Source organism: Pseudomonas sp. NFXW11, assembly GCF_049887815.1.
In the GTDB taxonomy this organism is placed as follows: domain Bacteria; phylum Pseudomonadota; class Gammaproteobacteria; order Pseudomonadales; family Pseudomonadaceae; genus Aquipseudomonas.
On sequence record NZ_JAGEKI010000019.1, the window covers coordinates 1 to 16,988 of the forward strand.

General features: G+C 64.5%; 12 protein-coding genes and 1 pseudogene. 3 read left to right on the forward strand and 10 right to left on the reverse strand.

The genetic code is table 11. The annotated features are described in order from the left end of the window. Positions 1-741: 741 nt before the first annotated feature. The 4 genes from J4P02_RS24670 to ptsP form a co-directional block, all read right to left on the reverse strand. Complete coding sequence (locus J4P02_RS24670; RefSeq protein ID WP_426195209.1) at positions 742-1,122, reverse strand: DUF6124 family protein; 381 nt, start codon at positions 1,120-1,122, stop codon at positions 742-744. Positions 1,123-1,564: 442 nt separating this feature from the next. Beyond that, positions 1,565-3,307 carry a PTS fructose-like transporter subunit IIB gene (locus J4P02_RS24675; protein WP_426195211.1) on the reverse strand — a complete coding sequence of 581 codons (1,743 nt, stop codon included), beginning with the start codon at positions 3,305-3,307 and terminating at the stop codon, positions 1,565-1,567. 11 nt (positions 3,308-3,318) lie between these two features. Beyond that, a complete protein-coding gene (gene pfkB, locus J4P02_RS24680; RefSeq protein WP_426195213.1) occupies positions 3,319-4,260 on the reverse strand; it encodes a 1-phosphofructokinase in 942 nt (313 codons plus the stop codon). Then, a complete protein-coding gene (ptsP, locus tag J4P02_RS24685; RefSeq protein WP_426195215.1) occupies positions 4,260-7,121 on the reverse strand; it encodes a phosphoenolpyruvate--protein phosphotransferase in 2,862 nt (953 codons plus the stop codon). The genes pfkB and ptsP overlap by 1 nt, the downstream gene beginning before the upstream one ends. Before the next feature lie 299 nt (positions 7,122-7,420). Here ptsP and cra point away from each other — a divergent pair, with 299 nt between their 5' ends. Both cra and J4P02_RS24695 read left to right on the forward strand, forming a co-directional pair. After that, positions 7,421-8,416: a catabolite repressor/activator gene (gene cra, locus J4P02_RS24690; RefSeq protein WP_426195217.1), complete on the forward strand. Its 996-nt coding sequence runs from the start codon at positions 7,421-7,423 to the stop codon at positions 8,414-8,416. Between the two features lie 3 nt (positions 8,417-8,419). Then, positions 8,420-9,211, forward strand: a complete 792-nt coding sequence (locus J4P02_RS24695; RefSeq protein ID WP_426195219.1) for a TatD family hydrolase — start codon at positions 8,420-8,422, stop codon at positions 9,209-9,211. On the opposite strand, the gene J4P02_RS24700 is transcribed toward J4P02_RS24695, so the two are convergent. From J4P02_RS24700 to J4P02_RS24725, 6 genes and pseudogenes are all read right to left on the reverse strand, one after another. Beyond that, entirely contained in the window at positions 9,197-9,568 is a 372-nt protein-coding gene (locus J4P02_RS24700; RefSeq protein WP_426195221.1) for a hypothetical protein, read from the reverse strand. The genes J4P02_RS24695 and J4P02_RS24700 overlap by 15 nt on opposite strands. A 185-nt stretch (positions 9,569-9,753) precedes the next feature. Next, entirely contained in the window at positions 9,754-10,683 is a 930-nt protein-coding gene (locus tag J4P02_RS24705; RefSeq protein ID WP_426195417.1) for a methyl-accepting chemotaxis protein, read from the reverse strand. After that, positions 10,660-11,751: pseudogene (locus J4P02_RS24710) on the reverse strand (methyl-accepting chemotaxis protein); the annotation flags it as partial. The pseudogene J4P02_RS24710 and the gene J4P02_RS24705, both read right to left, overlap by 24 nt. Positions 11,752-12,074: 323 nt before the next feature. Continuing rightward, a complete protein-coding gene (gene ampE / locus J4P02_RS24715; RefSeq protein WP_426195223.1) occupies positions 12,075-12,911 on the reverse strand; it encodes a regulatory signaling modulator protein AmpE in 837 nt (278 codons plus the stop codon). Beyond that, on the reverse strand, positions 12,908-13,468 hold the full coding sequence (ampD, locus tag J4P02_RS24720) for a 1,6-anhydro-N-acetylmuramyl-L-alanine amidase AmpD (RefSeq protein ID WP_426195225.1): 561 nt from the start codon (positions 13,466-13,468) through the stop codon (positions 12,908-12,910). Before ampD ends, ampE begins: the two co-directional genes overlap by 4 nt. A 63-nt stretch (positions 13,469-13,531) precedes the next feature. Continuing rightward, on the reverse strand, positions 13,532-15,760 hold the full coding sequence (locus J4P02_RS24725; protein ID WP_426195227.1) for a DUF1631 domain-containing protein: 2,229 nt from the start codon (positions 15,758-15,760) through the stop codon (positions 13,532-13,534). A 364-nt stretch (positions 15,761-16,124) separates the two neighbouring features. Between J4P02_RS24725 and nadC the strand changes: the two genes are divergently transcribed. After that, positions 16,125-16,973, forward strand: coding sequence for a carboxylating nicotinate-nucleotide diphosphorylase (gene nadC, locus J4P02_RS24730; RefSeq protein ID WP_426195229.1), 849 nt, complete (start codon positions 16,125-16,127; stop codon positions 16,971-16,973). Positions 16,974-16,988 lie beyond the last annotated feature (15 nt).

The following is a 16,988-nucleotide window of genomic DNA, read 5'->3' on the forward strand; positions in this document are numbered from 1 at the left end:
AGAGGTTGTCGGGGCCTGCTGGGCCGGCCGCGGTGGGTTGCAGCGTCGAGATCAACGAGCCATTTATGCCGGTATTGGCCAGGGCATGGCGCACCGCTTGGTTGGCCAGATCGTGGGCGGGATTACGACGGGAAGAAGAATGGGAAACAGGAGGATCGGGGACGATCTTTTTCATGGTGTAGCTCCTCGACGATGAAGCCTCCACACCCGACGCTGCTAGACGCTCAGAAAGGTGGCGGCTGTACGCGGGCTAGCAGACCGGGTCGAGGAACCGGTGCGCCCGAAAGCGCCCCCACGCACAGCCGCCATAACAGAACACTGCAAACCTGCAGTGCTGATGGCATCGCTTGCGTTCGACCCGGGCTGCTATTCCCGATCACTGATAGGCAGTGATGAACCGAGACTAGTCAGCTGGGTAGATAGCCACAAGCGCCTGGAAGTCTCTCGGAAACCCCTTACAAAAGAAAGAGACTTGCCCGACGATAGCCGCCGATAAAAGCCGCAATAAGCCCGATGTGAGGACGTTTTCTCCGTGGGCGCTGGCTTGCCAGCGCTGGAAGCGATCCATTACGGCAATAGTCGCGAGTGATGAAAAGATGGCTGTGGCGAGGGAGCTTGCTCCCGCTCGGCTGCGCAGCGGCCGTCACGGCTGAATGCGCGGTCGGCCTGGCAGGCTGCGGGGGTTGGCCATGGGCGCGCGGTGCGCGCCAGCGGGAGCAAGCTCCCTCGCCACAGTCGATATCAACCGGGAGCGTGGCGATTGCCATCGAGCAAGGCATCCACCACGCCTCGGGCCATTTCCACTGAATGCACCAAGGACCAGATCAGACCGCGCTCGATACCGCTGGCGTGTTCGGTGATTTCATCCGACACCTCCTCGGCAGACTTGAGCAGCATGGACACATGAATCAGCGCTTCTTCCGCACTGATACCGGGGCGCACGCTGAAGAGGTTGTCGGGGCCTGCTGGGCCGGCCGCGGTGGGTTGCAGCGTCGAGATCAACGAGCCATTTATGCCGGTATTGGCCAGGGCATGGCGCACCGCTTGGTTGGCCAGATCGTGGGCGGGATTACGGCGTGAGAAAGGGCGGCTAACAGGCGGATCGGGGACGATCTTTTTCATGGTGTAGCTCCCGAGCAATGGAGCCTTCACCCAACGCTGCTAAACGAAAGGTGGCAGCTGGACGCGGGTTAGCAGACCAGGGCTCAGGAACCCGGCGCACCCGAAGGTGCCCCACGTACAGCCGCCATAACAAGCTGGCCAGAATAAGACCCGGCCAAGAAGAGATAGCGCTTATACGTCTGAGACTTATCGAGCTGCTAAACCCGATCACTGAACAGTCAGTGACGAACCGAGCCTAGTAAGCCGAGTACCCAGCCGCAAGCGCCTGGGAGTGTCTCGGAAACCCCTTACAAAAGAAAGAGACTTGCCCGACGATAGCCGCCGATAAAAGCCGCAATAAGCCCGCTGTGAGGCCACCTTCACCGTAGAAGCTGGCTTGCCAGCGAAGGCGTCGGCCGGAACAGCGCAGGGCTCAGGAACCTATTCGCCGGCAAGCCGGCTCCTACGAGGCGGCGGGTTGCAGGGCCAGCTCTACGGCTTCAGGGCGCTTGACCAGGGCATACACCACTGCAGTGAGCAGGCTGCCGGCGATTATCGCCAGCAGGTACAGCGCCGCATGGTTGATGGCATTCGGAATCAGCATGACGAACAACCCACCGTGGGGCGCCATCAGCTTGCAGCCGAAATACATCGACAAGGCCCCGGTCAGAGCACCGCCGGCGATGCTCGCCGGGATCACCCGCAGTGGGTCCTTGGCGGCAAAGGGAATCGCCCCTTCGGAGATAAAGCACAGGCCCAAGACCAAGGCCGCCTTGCCGGCCTCGCGCTCGGTCTGGGCGAACTTGCGCCGGGCAATAAGAGTGGCAATCCCTAAGCCAATGGGCGGCACCATGCCCGCGGCCATGGTGGCGGCCATCGGCGCGTAACTCTGGGACGCCAGCAGCCCCACCGAGAAGGCATAGGCGGCCTTGTTGATCGGCCCGCCCAGGTCGACGCACATCATCCCGCCCAGCAACACCCCCAGCAGAATGGCGTTGGTGGTGCCCATGCTGTCGAGGAAGTGGGTCAGGGCTTCAAGCATGCCCGCCACGGGCTTGCCCACCACATAGATCATCACCAGCCCGGTAAACAGGCTGGCCAGCAGCGGGATGATCAGGATCGGCTTCAAGGCCTCCAGGCTTTGCGGCAGGCGCGCATATTTATTGATCGCCTTGGCCGCATAACCGGCGAGAAAACCGGCGACTATGCCACCGATAAAACCCGCGCCCAGGGTGCTAGCGAGCATCCCGCCAATCATGCCCGGCGCCAGCCCCGGGCGGTCGGCGATGGAATAGGCGATGTAGCCGGCCAGCAACGGCACCATCAACTTGAAGGCGGTGTCGCCGCCGATCTGCATCAGCGCCGCGGCCAGGGTGCCCTGCTCCTTGAACGCGGTGATGCCGAAGACAAAGGACAGGGCAATCATCAGCCCCCCCGCCACCACCATCGGCAGCATGAACGACACGCCGGTCAGCAGGTGCTTGTAGACCCCGGTCTTCTCCTGCTTGGCCGGGGCCTGGGCGCCTGGCGCGGCAGACTCCAGCCGGCCCTCGGCCAGGGCCTTGTTGAGGGTGGCCTCGGACTGTTTCAGGGCCACGCCAGTGCCACAGCGGTAGATTTTCTTGCCGGCAAAACGCTCGGTGGGCACTTCGATATCCGCCGCCAGCAGCACCACATCGGCCTCGGCAATGGCTTGGGCGCTGAGCGGATTGCGTGCGCCCACCGAGCCCTGGGTTTCCACTTGCAGCTCGTAGCCCAGGCGCTTGGCGGTTTGCTGCAGGGCCTCGGCGGCCATAAAGGTATGGGCCACGCCGGTGGGGCAGGCGGTGATTGCCACCAGGCGCGGGGGGCGTTTGCCAGTCTCGGTTGGAGGCTCGGCACTGGCTTGGGCGGCTACATGCACCTGGGCCTCTTCGGCACCACGACGCAGCACCGCATCCACATCCTGCAAGGCCTGGGACGGGCTGCTGCGATACACCCGCTTGCCGACGAAACGCGACATGTCCACAGGCCCGGTGCTGACCACCAGCACCCACTCGGCGGCCTCGATGGTGGCCGCAGAAAGTCGGCGCTCCGGGTGCGCCTCGGCCTGCACTTCCACGCTGGTGCTCCAGCCCTGGCGCTGGGCGGCGGCATCCAGCAGGCGGGCACTGAGCAGGCTGGTGACCATGCCGTTGGGGCAGGCGGTAACTATGGCTAACTTCATGGGCAACCCTCTTATTGTTCTAGGAGGGGATGCACGCGCACCCCCTGCTCCAGCCGGGCCAGTTGCGCCCTGTCGCTGATGCCGAAACCGATCTGGGTCACGGCCATGGCGGCAATCGCCGTGGCCGTGCGCAGGGTCTGCTCGAAAGGCTGGGCGCTGAGCAGGCCATGGAGCATGCCCGCCAGCAGCGAGTCGCCGGCGCCCACGGTGCTGACCACGCTGACCTTGGGCGGCAGGGCCTGCAGGGACGGCGCGGCGCTGAACCAGTTGACCCCCTCGGCGCCATGGGAAATCACCACATGCTCCACGCCCTGGGCGTGCAGCTGGCGTGCGGCCTCGGCCTGGCCCGCCACTGAAACCACTGGGCTGCCCAGGGCCTCGGCCAGTTCTTCAGTGTTGGGCTTGACCAGCCAGGGGCCTGCCGCCAGGCCGGCGCGCAAGGCGGCGCCGCTGGTGTCGAGGGCGACTTTCAGGCCCAGGCTTTTCAGGCGCAGCAGCAGCCCCTGAAACCATTCGACGCTGACCCCACGTGGCAGGCTGCCGGCCACCACCAGCGCGTCATGCCCTGGAGCGATCTGCTCCAGGCGTTCAAGCAGGGCCTGTTGCGCGGCTTCACTAACCTGCGGCCCAGGGCCGTTGATATCGGTGATGCGGCCATCGCCTTCGGCCAGCTTGATATTGCTGCGGGTGTCCCCGGGCACGCGGATAAAGGCATCGACAAAACCGCGCTGGGCGAACAAGGCGTCGAAGGCCTGTGGATTGTTTTCCCCGAGAAAGCCGCTGACGGTCAGTTGATGGCCCAGGTCGGCCAGCACCTGGGCCACGTTCACGCCCTTGCCGGCGGCATGGGTGTGCATAGCGTCGCTGCGGTTGACCTGCCCCACTTCCAGGTGCGCCATCTGAACCGTAAGGTCCAGCGCCGGGTTGAGGGTCAGGGTGAGAATTTTCGCCATTACATGGCCTCCACTAGGGCGCGCACTTCATGGGCGCTACCGACGGCAAGGGCCTGTTGCGCCAGGGTTTGTGCCTGGGTCAGGCGCAGTTCGCGAATCCGCGCCTTGACCTCGGCGATGCTGCGTGCGGAAACGCTGAGTTCATCCACCCCCAGGCCCACCAGCACCGGCACCGCCAATGGGTCGGCCGCCAGCTCGCCGCACACGCCAACCCATTTGCCGTGGGCATGGGCGGCGCGCACGGTGATGTCGATCAGTTGCAGCACCGCCGGGTGCAGGCCATCGGCCTGGGCGGAAAGGGTCGGGTGGCCACGGTCGATGGCCAGGGTGTACTGGGTGAGGTCGTTGGTACCGACACTGAAGAAGTCCACTTCCTTGGCCAGCACCGGCGCCAGCAAGGCGGCGGAAGGCACTTCGATCATGATCCCCAGTTGCAGGTCGGCCACGGGGATTTCCCGGCGCAGGCGCTCGGTCATGTCCCGGGCCTGGCGCCACTCCTCGACGCTGCCGACCATGGGGAACATGATCCGCAACGGCCGGTTGTCCGCCGAACGCAACAAGGCGCGCAACTGCGCTTCCATGATGAGCGGGCGTTGCAGGGTCAGGCGGATGCCGCGCACGCCGAGGAAGGGGTTTTCCTCCTTGGCGATGGGCCAGTAAGGCAACGGTTTGTCGCCCCCCACATCCAGGGTGCGCACCACCAGCGGACGCCCGGCCAGGCCATCGAGCACGCGACGGTATTCGGCTTCCTGGGTGGCTTCGTCCGGGGCCTGGGGGTGGGCCATGAAGATCAGCTCGGTGCGCAGCAGGCCAATGCCTTCGGCGCCGTTTTCCACAGCCGCGGCCACCCCGGCGCTTTCACCGATATTGGCGAACACCTCGACCCCGTGGCCGTCCGTGGTGTGGGCCGCTTGATGGCGTTGCTCGGCGGCGGCCTTGAGCCGTTGTTCGCGGTGGTCGCGCTCCTGGGCGGCCCGTTGCAGGGTGGCCGGGTCGGCGTCCACGTGCAGGCGGCCGCGCTGGCCGTCCAGCAGCAAGGGCGTGCCGGATTTGATCAGCAGCACGCTGGCACCCGCGCCCACCAGGGCCGGAATGCCCAGGGCCCGGGCAACGATGGCGCTGTGGGCCGTGGCGCCGCCCCGGGCGGTGAGAATCCCCGCCACGCGCGCCGGATCGAGGCGCGCAACATCAGAGGGACCGACTTCGTCCATCACCAGGATGTAGGGCTGCTCCGGCTCGGCCGGGGTTTGGATGCCGCACAACTGGGCCAGCACCCGGCGGCCGATGTCCCGCAGGTCGGCGGCACGCTCGGCGAGCAGCGCGTCCTGCAGCGCCTCCTGCTGTTTGGCGGCAGCTTCGATCACGGTCATCCAGGCCGCTTCGGCGCTTTCGCCCTGCTTGAGGCGGGTGTCCACTTCGTCGGTCAGCTCGGGGTCGTCGAGCATTTCCTGGTGGGTGATGAAGATCTCGCGAATGGCCTTGGCCTGGCTGCGCTGGATCAGCCCCTGGATATCCTCACGCACCTCGGCCAGGGCCTGCTGCAGGCGCTGGCGCTCGACGGCGGTGGACTCGCCCCGCAGCGGGTAATCGATCACTTGCTGGACCTGGATATGGGCCGGGCCGATGGCGATGCCGGGGGCCGCGGCAATGGCCTGGAGCAGGCTGCCGGAAGCCGGGGCGCTCAGCGGCTCGACGACTTCTTGCGGCTCGTGCCAGGGAGCGCTGACTGCCGGCAAGGGCTCGACCTCCTCCCCCAGGCCAGCCTCGATGGCGGCCAGCAACGCGGGCAAGGCATCGGCGGCAATGCTCGGTTCGGCGATCAACTCCAGCACCTGGCCGCGCCGGGCACCGAGGCTCAGCAGCTTGCTCAGGCTTTTCACCGAAACAGCGGCGTCTTTGCCATCGGCGATACGGATGCGGATCTCGCCGGCGAAGTTCTTCGCCAACTGCGCCAGCTCCTTGGCCGGGCGCGCATGCAGGCCATGAGCATTGGCCAGGGCGATACGGGCGCTGGGCCAGTCGGCCGGCAGTTCGCCACCGAGCACTTCCAGCACCGCGCGGCTACTAGTGGCGCGGCCCAGTTCCTGGCCCCGGCCCTCGATCAACAGCGCGCACAGGCGTTCCAGCAAGGCCTGATGGGCTTCCCCCAGGCTGGCCAGGCAGAACAGGCCGCTCAGGGGCTGGCCCAGGTAACGGATGGGTTGTTCCGGGGTGACAAAGGCCAGCCCGGGGCGTAGCACGGTCTGCTCGCTGTGCAGCCACCACAGGCCATCGCCCAGGGGCAGCGCATCCACTTGTTGCAGCACCGCGGCAAAACCATTGCTGACGCAATCGGCCTGGCGCAACAGGCGGGCACCGCGCCACACCAGCTCTTCGAAATCTTCCGCCGCGACCCCGAGGCCGATCATCTGCGCATCCAGCGCCAGTTCCTGGGGCGCGCTCTGCAACAGCTTGAGCAGGGCTTCAGGGGAGCTGGCACGACGCAGGGCCTGGCCGAGGTCGGTCTCACCCAGGGCGCGGGTCAAGAGTTGCAGGAGGCGCAAATGCTCGTCGGATTTCGCCGCGATGCCGATGGCCAGGTAGACGATCTGCCCGTCGCCCCAATCCACGCCGTCGGGAAACTGCAGCAGGCGCACGCCGGTGGCAAACACCTGGTCGCGGGTTTCCGGGGTGCCATGGGGAATGGCAATCCCCTGGCCAAGAAAGGTCGAGCCCTGGGCTTCGCGGGCCTCGAGGCCGGCCAGGTAACCACCGGCCACCAGGCCGTCGGCCACCAGTTTGTCGGCCAGCAAATGCAGCGCCGCGGACTTATCCACAGCCGATTGGCCCATGGATATCTGCTCTACAGTGAGCTCGAGCATGACTTCTCCTATTTAGCGCGGGGAGCGGCGCTAGGTATTGTTGTAAGTAAGCAGCCTAGGCGGCTTTACTGCCACAAACGGGACTCGGGGCCTGGCAGGGGCATTTTCCCGTTTGGGTCAAAGTCTGAAAAATACGCTTGCTGAAACGTTTAATCTAGCCAGATTGCTAAATTACTCGATAATCTCAGCGCCTTGAAGTCCTTCCGGTCGGTTGCCGCTTCCGACGTTGGTCGCCTGCCCAGATCAGGTAGGATTGGCGAAAATATCGGGGCAAGCACCAAAAACAAGGAAATCCCGGGTTGAAACTCAGTGATATCGCTCGCCTGGCCGGTGTGTCCGTCACCACCGCCAGTTATGTCATCAATGGCAAGGCCGAACAGCAACGCATCAGCAACGCTACCGTGGAACGGGTGCGGGCAGTGGTGGCCGAGCACGGCTTCACCCCCAATCCCCAGGCCGCCGGTTTGCGCAGCCGCCGCACCCGAACCCTGGGCTTTATTCTTCCGGACCTGGAGAACCCCAGCTACGCGCGCATCGCCAAGCTGCTGGAACAAGGCGCCCGGGCTCGAGGCTATCAGTTGCTGATCGCCAGTTCCGACGACGCCCCGGACAGCGAGCGCCAGTTGCTCCAGCTGTTTCGCGCACGGCGTTGCGATGCGCTGTTCGTCGCCAGTTGCCTGCCGCCGGAAGATGACAGCTATCAGCAATTGCAGGCTCAGGGCCTGCCGGTAATCGCCATCGACCGGATGATGCCGCCGGAGCAGTTCTGCTCGGTGATCAGCGACGATCAGCAGGCCAGCCTGCAACTGACCCAGAGCCTGCTGCAACCCGAACCCCGGCAGATAGTGCTGCTGGGCGCGCGCCCGGAACTGAGCATCAGCCAAGACCGCGCCGCCGGTTTCCGCCAGGCCCTGCAAGGTTTTGGCGGGCAGGTGCTGGTGGAGCACGGCGAGGCGTTCAGCCGCGACTGCGGCCGCCAATTGATGGAGGAGTTGCTGCAGCGCCTGGGGCATTTGCCGGACGCGCTGGTGACCACCTCCTATGTGCTGTTGCAGGGGGTGTTCGATGCCTTGCACGACTTCCCGTTGAAATCCCGGCCGCTGCGCCTGGGCACCTTTGGCGATACCCAGTTGCTGGATTTCCTGCCGCTGCCGGTGAACGCCATGGCCCAGCAGCATCAGCTGATTGCCGAAAAAGCCCTGCAACTGGCCCTGGCGGCCATCGAGGAAGGCCATTATCAGCCCGGCGTGCAGGCCATTGCCCGAACCTTCAAGCAGCGCATCCTGCAGGGCTGAACCGTGGTGCTGATCGACAGCCATACCCACCTGGATTTTCCCGACTTCGACAACGACCGTGAGGCGCTGCTGGCAAACAGCCGCGCCCAGGGCGTCGGGCCCATGGTGGTGCTGGGGGTGTATCAAGCCAATTGGCAGCGGCTCTGGGACCTGGTGCAAAGCGATGCCCAGCTATACGCCGCCTTTGGCTTGCATCCGGTGTACCTGGACGACCACCAACCGGAACATCTGCAGCAATTGGGGGACTGGCTGACGCGGTTGGCGGGGCACCGGCAAGTGTGCGCGGTGGGCGAAATCGGCCTGGACTACTTTCTGCCGCAACTGGACCGCGAGCGCCAGCAGGCGCTGTTCGAGGCGCAGTTGCAGCTGGCGGCGGATTTCCAGCTACCGGCCCTGTTGCATGTCAGGCGCAGCCATGCGGCAGTGATCGCCACCTTGAAGCGCTTCAAGCTCAAGCGCGGCGGCATCATCCATGCCTTTGCCGGCAGCCGCGAGGAAGCCCGGGAGTACCTCAAGCTGGGTTTCAAGCTGGGCCTGGGCGGTGCGGCCACCTGGCCTCAAGCCCTGCGCCTGCGCAAGGTGATCGCCGAGCTGCCGCTGGAATCCCTGGTGCTGGAGACCGATGCGCCGGACATGGCCCCGGCCATGTTTCCCGGCCAGCGCAACAGCCCCCAGCACTTGCCGGCGATTTGCGCCGCCCTGGCAGACATCATCGGCATCGCGCCCGAACAACTGGCCAGCGCCAGCACCCGCAACGCCTGCGAACTGTTCGGCTGGTCCTCAGGCGGCCTGTAGCAGTAAGGGGCGGCGCTGCCGACGCCGGGCCTGGCCCATCAGCAGCAGGTAACCCAGCAACATCAACGCCGAGATCCAGAGTTGCTGAGCCAGGCTCACCAACCCTATCCACTCCAGCACCAGGGTCACCAGCCATACCGTGGCGCACAGCACGATCAGCATGGCCCGCAAGGTCGCGATGGAGCCCAGGGTCTTGAGGCGCTTGAGCTGTTCCGGGCAGTCGAGTTTCAAGGCTTTGCCGCAGTGATTGCAGGCGAAGGGCTCACGCATGGCCATGGCATTGAGGTGCCAGGGCGCAAGGTCGAGCAGGGTCTGGCAATGGGCACAGCGGCCCAGCACTCCAGAGGTGGCGGTCATCAGCGTATTTCCTGAAGCCAAGGGGCAAACCCTGGCGGTCTGGTCGAGCCGCCCCAGGTGGGGCGCTCAAAAACGGACACGCAGGGAAACAGGAAACACACACCAAACAAAGCACTTAATTACTACAGGTTGTTGGCGAGCCGGCGAAGCCCCCGATTGCTGCGGGCTTCGCCTGGGCCAGAGGGTCAGACTCGGAAGGCGCCAATCAACTGCTTGAGCTGCACCACCTGGACCGATAACTGGCGGCTGGCGTTCTCGGTCTGGTGCGCGCCCTCGGCGGTGCGCTCGCCGGCACGGTTGATCTCGACGATGTTCTGGTCGATATCGTGGGCCACCGCGGTCTGCTGCTCCACCGCGGCGGCGATCTGCTGGTTCTGGTCGACGATCATGCCCACCGCGCCGAGGATGTTTTCCAGTGCCTGCTGCACCTTCTCCGACTGATCCACGGTGCCATTGGCCATGGCGTGGCTGCTGCCCATGGCCTTGACTGCGGCGCTGACGCCACCGTGGAGCTTGCTGATCATCGCCTCGATTTCCTCGGTGGACTGCTGGGTGCGCTTGGCCAGGGTGCGCACCTCATCGGCGACCACGGCAAAGCCCCTGCCCTGCTCGCCGGCCCGGGCCGCTTCGATGGCGGCATTGAGCGCCAGCAGGTTGGTCTGCTCGGCGATGCTCTTGATCACTTCCAGCACCTGGCTGATGGACTGGCTGTCGCTGGCCAGCTGATTGATCACCAGCACCGACTGGTCGATCTCGCTGGCCAGCCGGGCAATGCTGCCCTGTTGCGACTCCACCAGCCCGCGACCATTGACGGTTTCCTGATTGACGCTGTGGGCACTGCTGACCGCCGCCGCCGCACTGCGGGCCACTTCCTGGGAAGTGGCAGACATCTGGTTCATGGCAGTGGCCACCTGCTCGATCTGGCTGCGCTGGCCAGCCACCGCCTGGTTGCTCTGGGCCGAGACGTTTTCCACCTGCCCGGCCTGGCGCTCCACTTCGCTGACGGTGTGGCCCACGCGTTCGATCAGGTCGTGGATCTTGCGCACCGTGCCATTGAACACGCTGCCCAGTTCCCCCAGTTCATCGCGGCTGTGGGCGGTGAAGGTCACGGTCATGTCCCCGGCCGCCACGGTGTCCATCATCGCCCCCAGGCGCCGCAGGGTGGTGCGGGTGGAGAGGTAGAAACCGCCGTACAGGTAGACGATGGAGAGAAACACCAGGGCCAGGGCCGCCACCAGCAACAGCATATGGCTGCGGTTCTGCTCAAGGCGCTGTTGCAGTTCGACATCGAGGAATTTCAGGGTGCCTTCGTTGAGCTGGTAGGTTTGCGCCATCAGGCCGCTGATCTTGTCGTAGAAGGCTTGCCAGGGCGCATCCAGGGTGTCGGCCATCACCACCTGTTCCTCGAACACTTCACTGGCCTGCTTGAGGCTGGCGCGACTGGCATTGGCCAGCCCGTCGAGGCTGTCGTGGGCGGCACGGCTGGAGCCCAGGGCATCCTGCAGCTTGAGGGCATATTCGGCCTGGAGCTTTTCGATCTGCACCTGCAGCTCATCGAAACGGGTGCTGGACGAGGAGTTGAGAAAACCCAGCCCCAGGGAATAGGCGCCCATGGCTCGGCCTTCGCCCAGCACCTGGGTGATTTTCGGCGTGACGCTGGTGACCAGTTCGCTGAGCTGGCGGATATCGCTCTGGCCATCGCGACTCAGGCCGGACTGGCTGGCGATGATCTGGCTGAAGATCTGCGCGCTGGTCACCAGCTTGCCGATCAGCGCACTCTTGTCTTGCACCGAACGCTCCACCTGCTGGGCCTTGAAGGCGACCACCAGCTCATCGCGCTTGGCGTTGAACACCTCCACCTGCTGCGGGTCGACGGTGACCGCCTGCAACGCCTGCAGGTGTTCGAGCACGGATTTTTCCAGGGCGACTATCTTGCCTTCCAGGTCCCGGGCCTTGTCGGACTGGCCGAGGCTGGCGTTGATCTGCACCAGGTTGTTGAGGGTCTCCAGGTCGCGCCGCAGGCTGAGGCTGCTGCCCAGCAGGTCGAGGCTCTGCAGCTCGACTTGGGTGCCCTGGAATTCGCGGTAGGAGTCGCGCACCAGGTAGAAGTTGGTCACCAGCATGGGAACAAAGAACAGCACGCTGATCAGGCTGAACTTCATGCCGAAGCTCAGGCGGTTCATCAGCGCGACAGCGGGATAGAGCAAACTCTTCACAAGGAAGTCTCCCTTTTTCTTTTATTTTTATTGGCAGGCAGGCGAAGGCAGCACAGGGCCACTATTCGGCGCTCCGTCTGTATAGCTCAATTTCGGGGGAGGTTTTGTAACTTAAAGTTAACCACTGGCGGGGTGCGCTGCGCAGCCCGGGAAATGCCCACCAGGTGGCGAGGGAGCTGGCTCCCGTTCGACGGCTCCACCGTCGCCAGGTTTGCCTCGCGGTGTGGGGATGGGCTGCCGTGCAGCCCAGCGGGAGCAAGCTCCCTCGCCACCATAAGCCAGGGGCGGGCTCAGGCGAGGACGGTCCACAGGGCAAAGCCGGCGTACCAGAGCACTGCCGCGCGCAGCAGCAGCTCCCAGATGCGGTCCAGGCTGTTGATGCCTTCGGGTCCGGTCACCGGTGGTGGGATCTCGGCGGCCACCAGGCCGACCTTGCCCACCAGTTGCGCGGCGCTGATGTGCCAGTTGAGCAGTTCGTGGAGCATCACCCGGCTCACGGCGACAAAGTTGCCCACCAGGGCAAAGCTGGCCGCCAGCAGCCGCACCGGCAGCCAGTCGAAGGCATGACGCAACTGCGCCGCACGCTCCACCAGGGCCGGGTTCTTGCCGTGCTCGGCGGCCAGGGCCAGCAGGCGGTAGCTCAGGGCCGCCACCGGCCCTAGCAGGAAGTACCAGAAAATCACCACGAAGAAGCTCTGGAAGGCTTGCCACAGCAGGTGGCCCTGGACCCGTTCCAGCAGTTGCTCGCCATCGTCGGCACAGATATCCAGGTCGCGCTTGGCCACGTGCAGCGCGGCTTGCAGGTCTTCGCGGCGCCAGGCATCACGAAAGGGCCCGAGGCCGGCCAACAGGTCGCCACGCCCCAGGGCATAGATCACCACCAGCAGGTGCACCGGCAGGGCGAGCAAGCCGTAGGCCAAGGGTTGCAGCACCAGCAGCAGCAAACCCAGCAGCGTCACCGGCAGCAGCACCAGCAGCGCCAGCAGCAGCCAGGGACGTGCGCCCAGGCGCGCCGTGGCTTCCAGCCGTGCCAGTTGCCCCAGCCACCAGCCGTCGCGCTGAATCCGCTGACGCAAGGCCGAGAACTTCTCGACCCACACCGCCAATAGCAACACCAGAAAACTCATGCTCCTTCCCCCTTGTTCAAGGCGGCACGATAGCGTGCCCAGTCAAACGCCGGGCCCGGATCGGTCTTGCGTCCGGGCGCGATATCGCTATGGCCACAGATCCGTTGTGGCGTGATGGCGGCGAAGGCCGCCTGCAATTGTGCGGTCAGGGCAATCAAGGACTGGTACTGGGCGTCACTGAAGGGCAACTCGTCGGTGCCCTCGAGCTCGATGCCCAAGGAATAGTCATTGCAGGTCTCGCGCCCCTCGAAGCTCGACACCCCGGCATGCCAGGCCCGCTCCAGACAGGAGACAAACTGGGTGACCGTGCCGTCACGTTCGATCAGAAAATGCGCGGACACGCGCAAGTCGGCGATCCCGGCAAAATAGGGATGCTCTGTGACATCAAGGCGATTCTGGAAGAATTCCTGCACCTTGCCGGTGCCAAACTGCCCCGGCGGCAGGCTGATGTTGTGGATCACCAGCAGGGAGATCTCGCCCGCCGGACGCTCATTGAAATTGGCTGACGGGCAATGCCGTACGCCATCACACCAACCCGTGGCAGGGTCCAGCCGCATACCTATTCCTTCAACTAAAGCCTTGAGTGGCCCAGTATGCCGCGTTCGCCCCCCAGGTTGCGATCACTTGCCGTGATTGAGCCGCTGCAAGGTGCCGATCACCGACTCCAGGGCTCGGTCGAACAGCAGGGTATCGTCCAGGGTGCGCACCGCGCCGCGGTGAAACTCCAGGGCCAGGCCCATGCGCGTGCGCTCCAGGACCTTGAGCCCGGTGCGATTGACGAACACATACTTGGCCACCGGATGGGGCACTATGGCCGCCAGCTTGCAGCGCAGGCTGTTGTCTTCATCTTCCTGGAATTCGACCCAGGCGCCGAGCCGCAACTGATCGACTTGCAGCACGCTGGGATCATTGGCCGGCAACACCAGGGGCGCGGCCTCCAGAGGCCCCTCCTCGGCAGAAGGGAGAACAATTTCCCGGGCCACCACGACCATCTCCGGAGCTTGCGCTTCAAGGGCCACGCTGCGCTGCTGCTCGGCCAGGGCCTGGTGTTCGAACGCTTGCAGGTGCAGCAACTCCAGCTGGCTGAAGAACTCACTGGTGGCGAACGGATCGAACGCCGCGTTGCTCAAGCCATCACGCAAGCCCTTGAGCAACCCCGGCACCAGGGCCAGCAGGCGCATGGCGCTGTCTGGCTGCTCATGGCGCTGCACGCTCCAGATCAGGTCGTGCAGGGTCTGCTCGGCGCTCTGCCATTCAAGCGAACCATCACCGTGCTTGAGGCAACTTAACAGCAGCACCTGGCTCCAGGCGTCGCGCACAAAATCCACCACCTTGTGCGGCAGCACCTTGCCCAGCAAGGCCTGGTTAAGCACCTGCTCGACCCGCCGACGGGCCAGCTCGGCCCGGGCCCGGCCTTCTTCGGCATCGCGGAGGCGTTGTTCGAGCAACTCGGCGCGGCGGCGCTCATCGGCGGTGAAGGCAAGAAAATCCGCCAGCAGTTCGGAAAAGATCGCCGGGTCGTCGCTGAACTCGCTCAGCAGGCGCTGCACCACCTGTTCGATGCGCAGGTACAGGCTGTCGCGCTGGTGGTCGTCGCAAGCGCCCCAGCCCATGGCGGCGGCGGCAATCTCGTTGAGCAGGCGGCGGGCCGGATGGCTGCCGCGGCTGAAGAAGCTTTTGTCCAGCACCGCCACCTTGAGCATGGGAATCTGCAAGCGACCGATCAGGGCCTTGAGCGATGCAGGCAGGTTGCGGTCGTCGAGGATGCACTCGAAAAGCATGGCGATCAGGTTGATCACGTCCTCATCAGCCACATCCACCACCCGCGACTTGCCACTCTTGACGCTGACCCGGGTAAGCAATTGTTCGAGCTGGTTGCGCAGGTCGAAATCGTCCTGGGCGCTGGGCGCCGGCACATATTGCTGCAGGTGCGAAAGCAGGCGCAGCAGGTCGCGGGTGGAGATCGGCTGGGTTTCGGCGCTGGCTTCCAGGGTCGGGGCGACGCTGCCACGCACTCGCAGCAGCAGGGTCTGCAGGGCGGCGAAGACTTCCTGCACGCTTTCGTCGATGGGATTTTGCCCGGGCTTGAGCATGCCACCTTCGGCAGCGGCCTCCTGGGTCTCGGAGCGAGCATGGTCGCTGACTCGCCGGGCCGGTGCCGGCATCAGCTCCGGCAGAATGCCGGTGGCGATCAACAGTTGGTTGGCCTCGCCATACAGCTGCTCGGCATCGCTAAGCACATAGCGCTCGAACAGCTTGAGGATGATCAGCTTGACCTTGATCCCCACACCCAGGCTGCGCCCGGCCTGGAGGAAGTGTTCACAGAGCAGTGCTGGCCCCAGTGGGTTCTGCCCATCCATAAGGCGTCGGCCCAACAGCACCCCGAGGCGCGCGCTCAATTGCCCCAAGGCAAAACCGTCGCGGTTGAGCACCTTGGCCACCATGGCCTCCACGGCCAGTTTCTTTTCCAGGTCATCCTGGGAAGGTTCAGCCGCAAAGGCGTAGGCCACGCCATGGGGAATGGCCTGGGCCGGGTCGTATTGCACCAGGCCGGCAAAGGCCTCGGAGAATTTTTCCAGGAAGCCGCGTTCGATGCTCTTGCGCTTCAGGCGCAGGTCGCGCATGGCTTCAAAGAGGATGTTCTGCTCGACATTGCTCTGCGCCCGGTCAGCCATTTCGAACAGGGTGTCGTCGGCGTTATCGAACAACTCCTGCAAGCCATGGCGCAATTGCTGGGCGGCCTTGTCACGAACCTGAAGCAGAATCACCGGCAGGCGGGCAAGCGGCGAAGCGCTCGCCTGATCTGTAGCCGCCTTGTGCAAAGGCACTACATTCCCGTCGTTGTGCATCCAAGCCTCCTGGAAAGGTGATTCTTCGGTTCGAGATCAAGTTTCAGTCGAGCCGACGACGTTCACAGTCGGCTGTTCAGCGCAGGACAAGGCACGGCGCTGTACTTCAATTAAGGGGGAGCCAAAGATACGTCAAAGCTATGACGTCAATTACAAGTCATATTATCTTGTAAAAGTCCCCTCTTACGCCAGCAGACTCTGTCGCCAGCCCAGAAATAACCTCCACCTGTCCGAGAAAAGCCCCTCTTAGCCTTGGGACAATTCGACGAGAGACAGGTTCGCCAAGCGCTTGCCGGTACTCGGTACCTTGGGTTCGCCGATCCCATGCCCCTATAATCGGCGCACTTTGTTTGTGGAGTCCGTTATGCCGAATCTACGCCTCGCCGACCTGACCGCCGAAATCGAAGCCAACGTGCGCCGTGCGCTGCTGGAAGACATCGGCAGCGGCGATATCACCGCGCAACTGATCCCGGCCGAACGCCTGGCCAAAGCCACCATCATTACCCGCGAAGCCGCAGTGATTGCGGGTACTGCCTGGGTCGATGCGGTGTTCCGCCAGTTGGACCCACGGGTCGCGGTGCATTGGCAAGTGGCCGACGGTGAGCGAGTGGTGCCCAACCAGGCACTGTTCCACCTCGAAGGCCCGGCCCGTTCGCTGCTCACCGGCGAACGCAGCGCGCTGAACTTCCTGCAGCTGCTGTCCGGGGTGGCCACGCGCGCGCGCTACCTGGCCGACTTTGTCGGCGACACCCAGGTCAAGCTGCTGGACACCCGCAAGACCCTGCCGGGCCTGCGCCTGGCGCAGAAATACGCGGTGACCTGCGGCGGCTGCCACAACCATCGCATCGGCCTGTACGACGCCTTCCTGATCAAGGAAAACCATATCGCCGCCTGCGGTGGCATCGCCCAGGCGGTCAGCGCCGCCCACCGGATTGCCCCGGGCAAGCCGGTGGAAGTGGAAGTGGAAAGCCTGGGAGAGCTGAAGGAAGCCCTGGCTGCCGGTGCCGACATCATCATGCTCGACGAGTTGAGCCTGGATGACATGCGCGAGGCCGTACGCCTGAATGCCGGCAAGGCCAAGCTCGAAGCCAGCGGCGGGATCAATGAAAGCACCCTGCGTCCGATTGCCGAAACCGGGGTGGATTACATCTCCATCGGTGCCATGACCAAGGACGTCAAGGCGCTGGACCTGTCGATGCGCCTGAGTCTCTGAGGAGCAGCGGCAAGC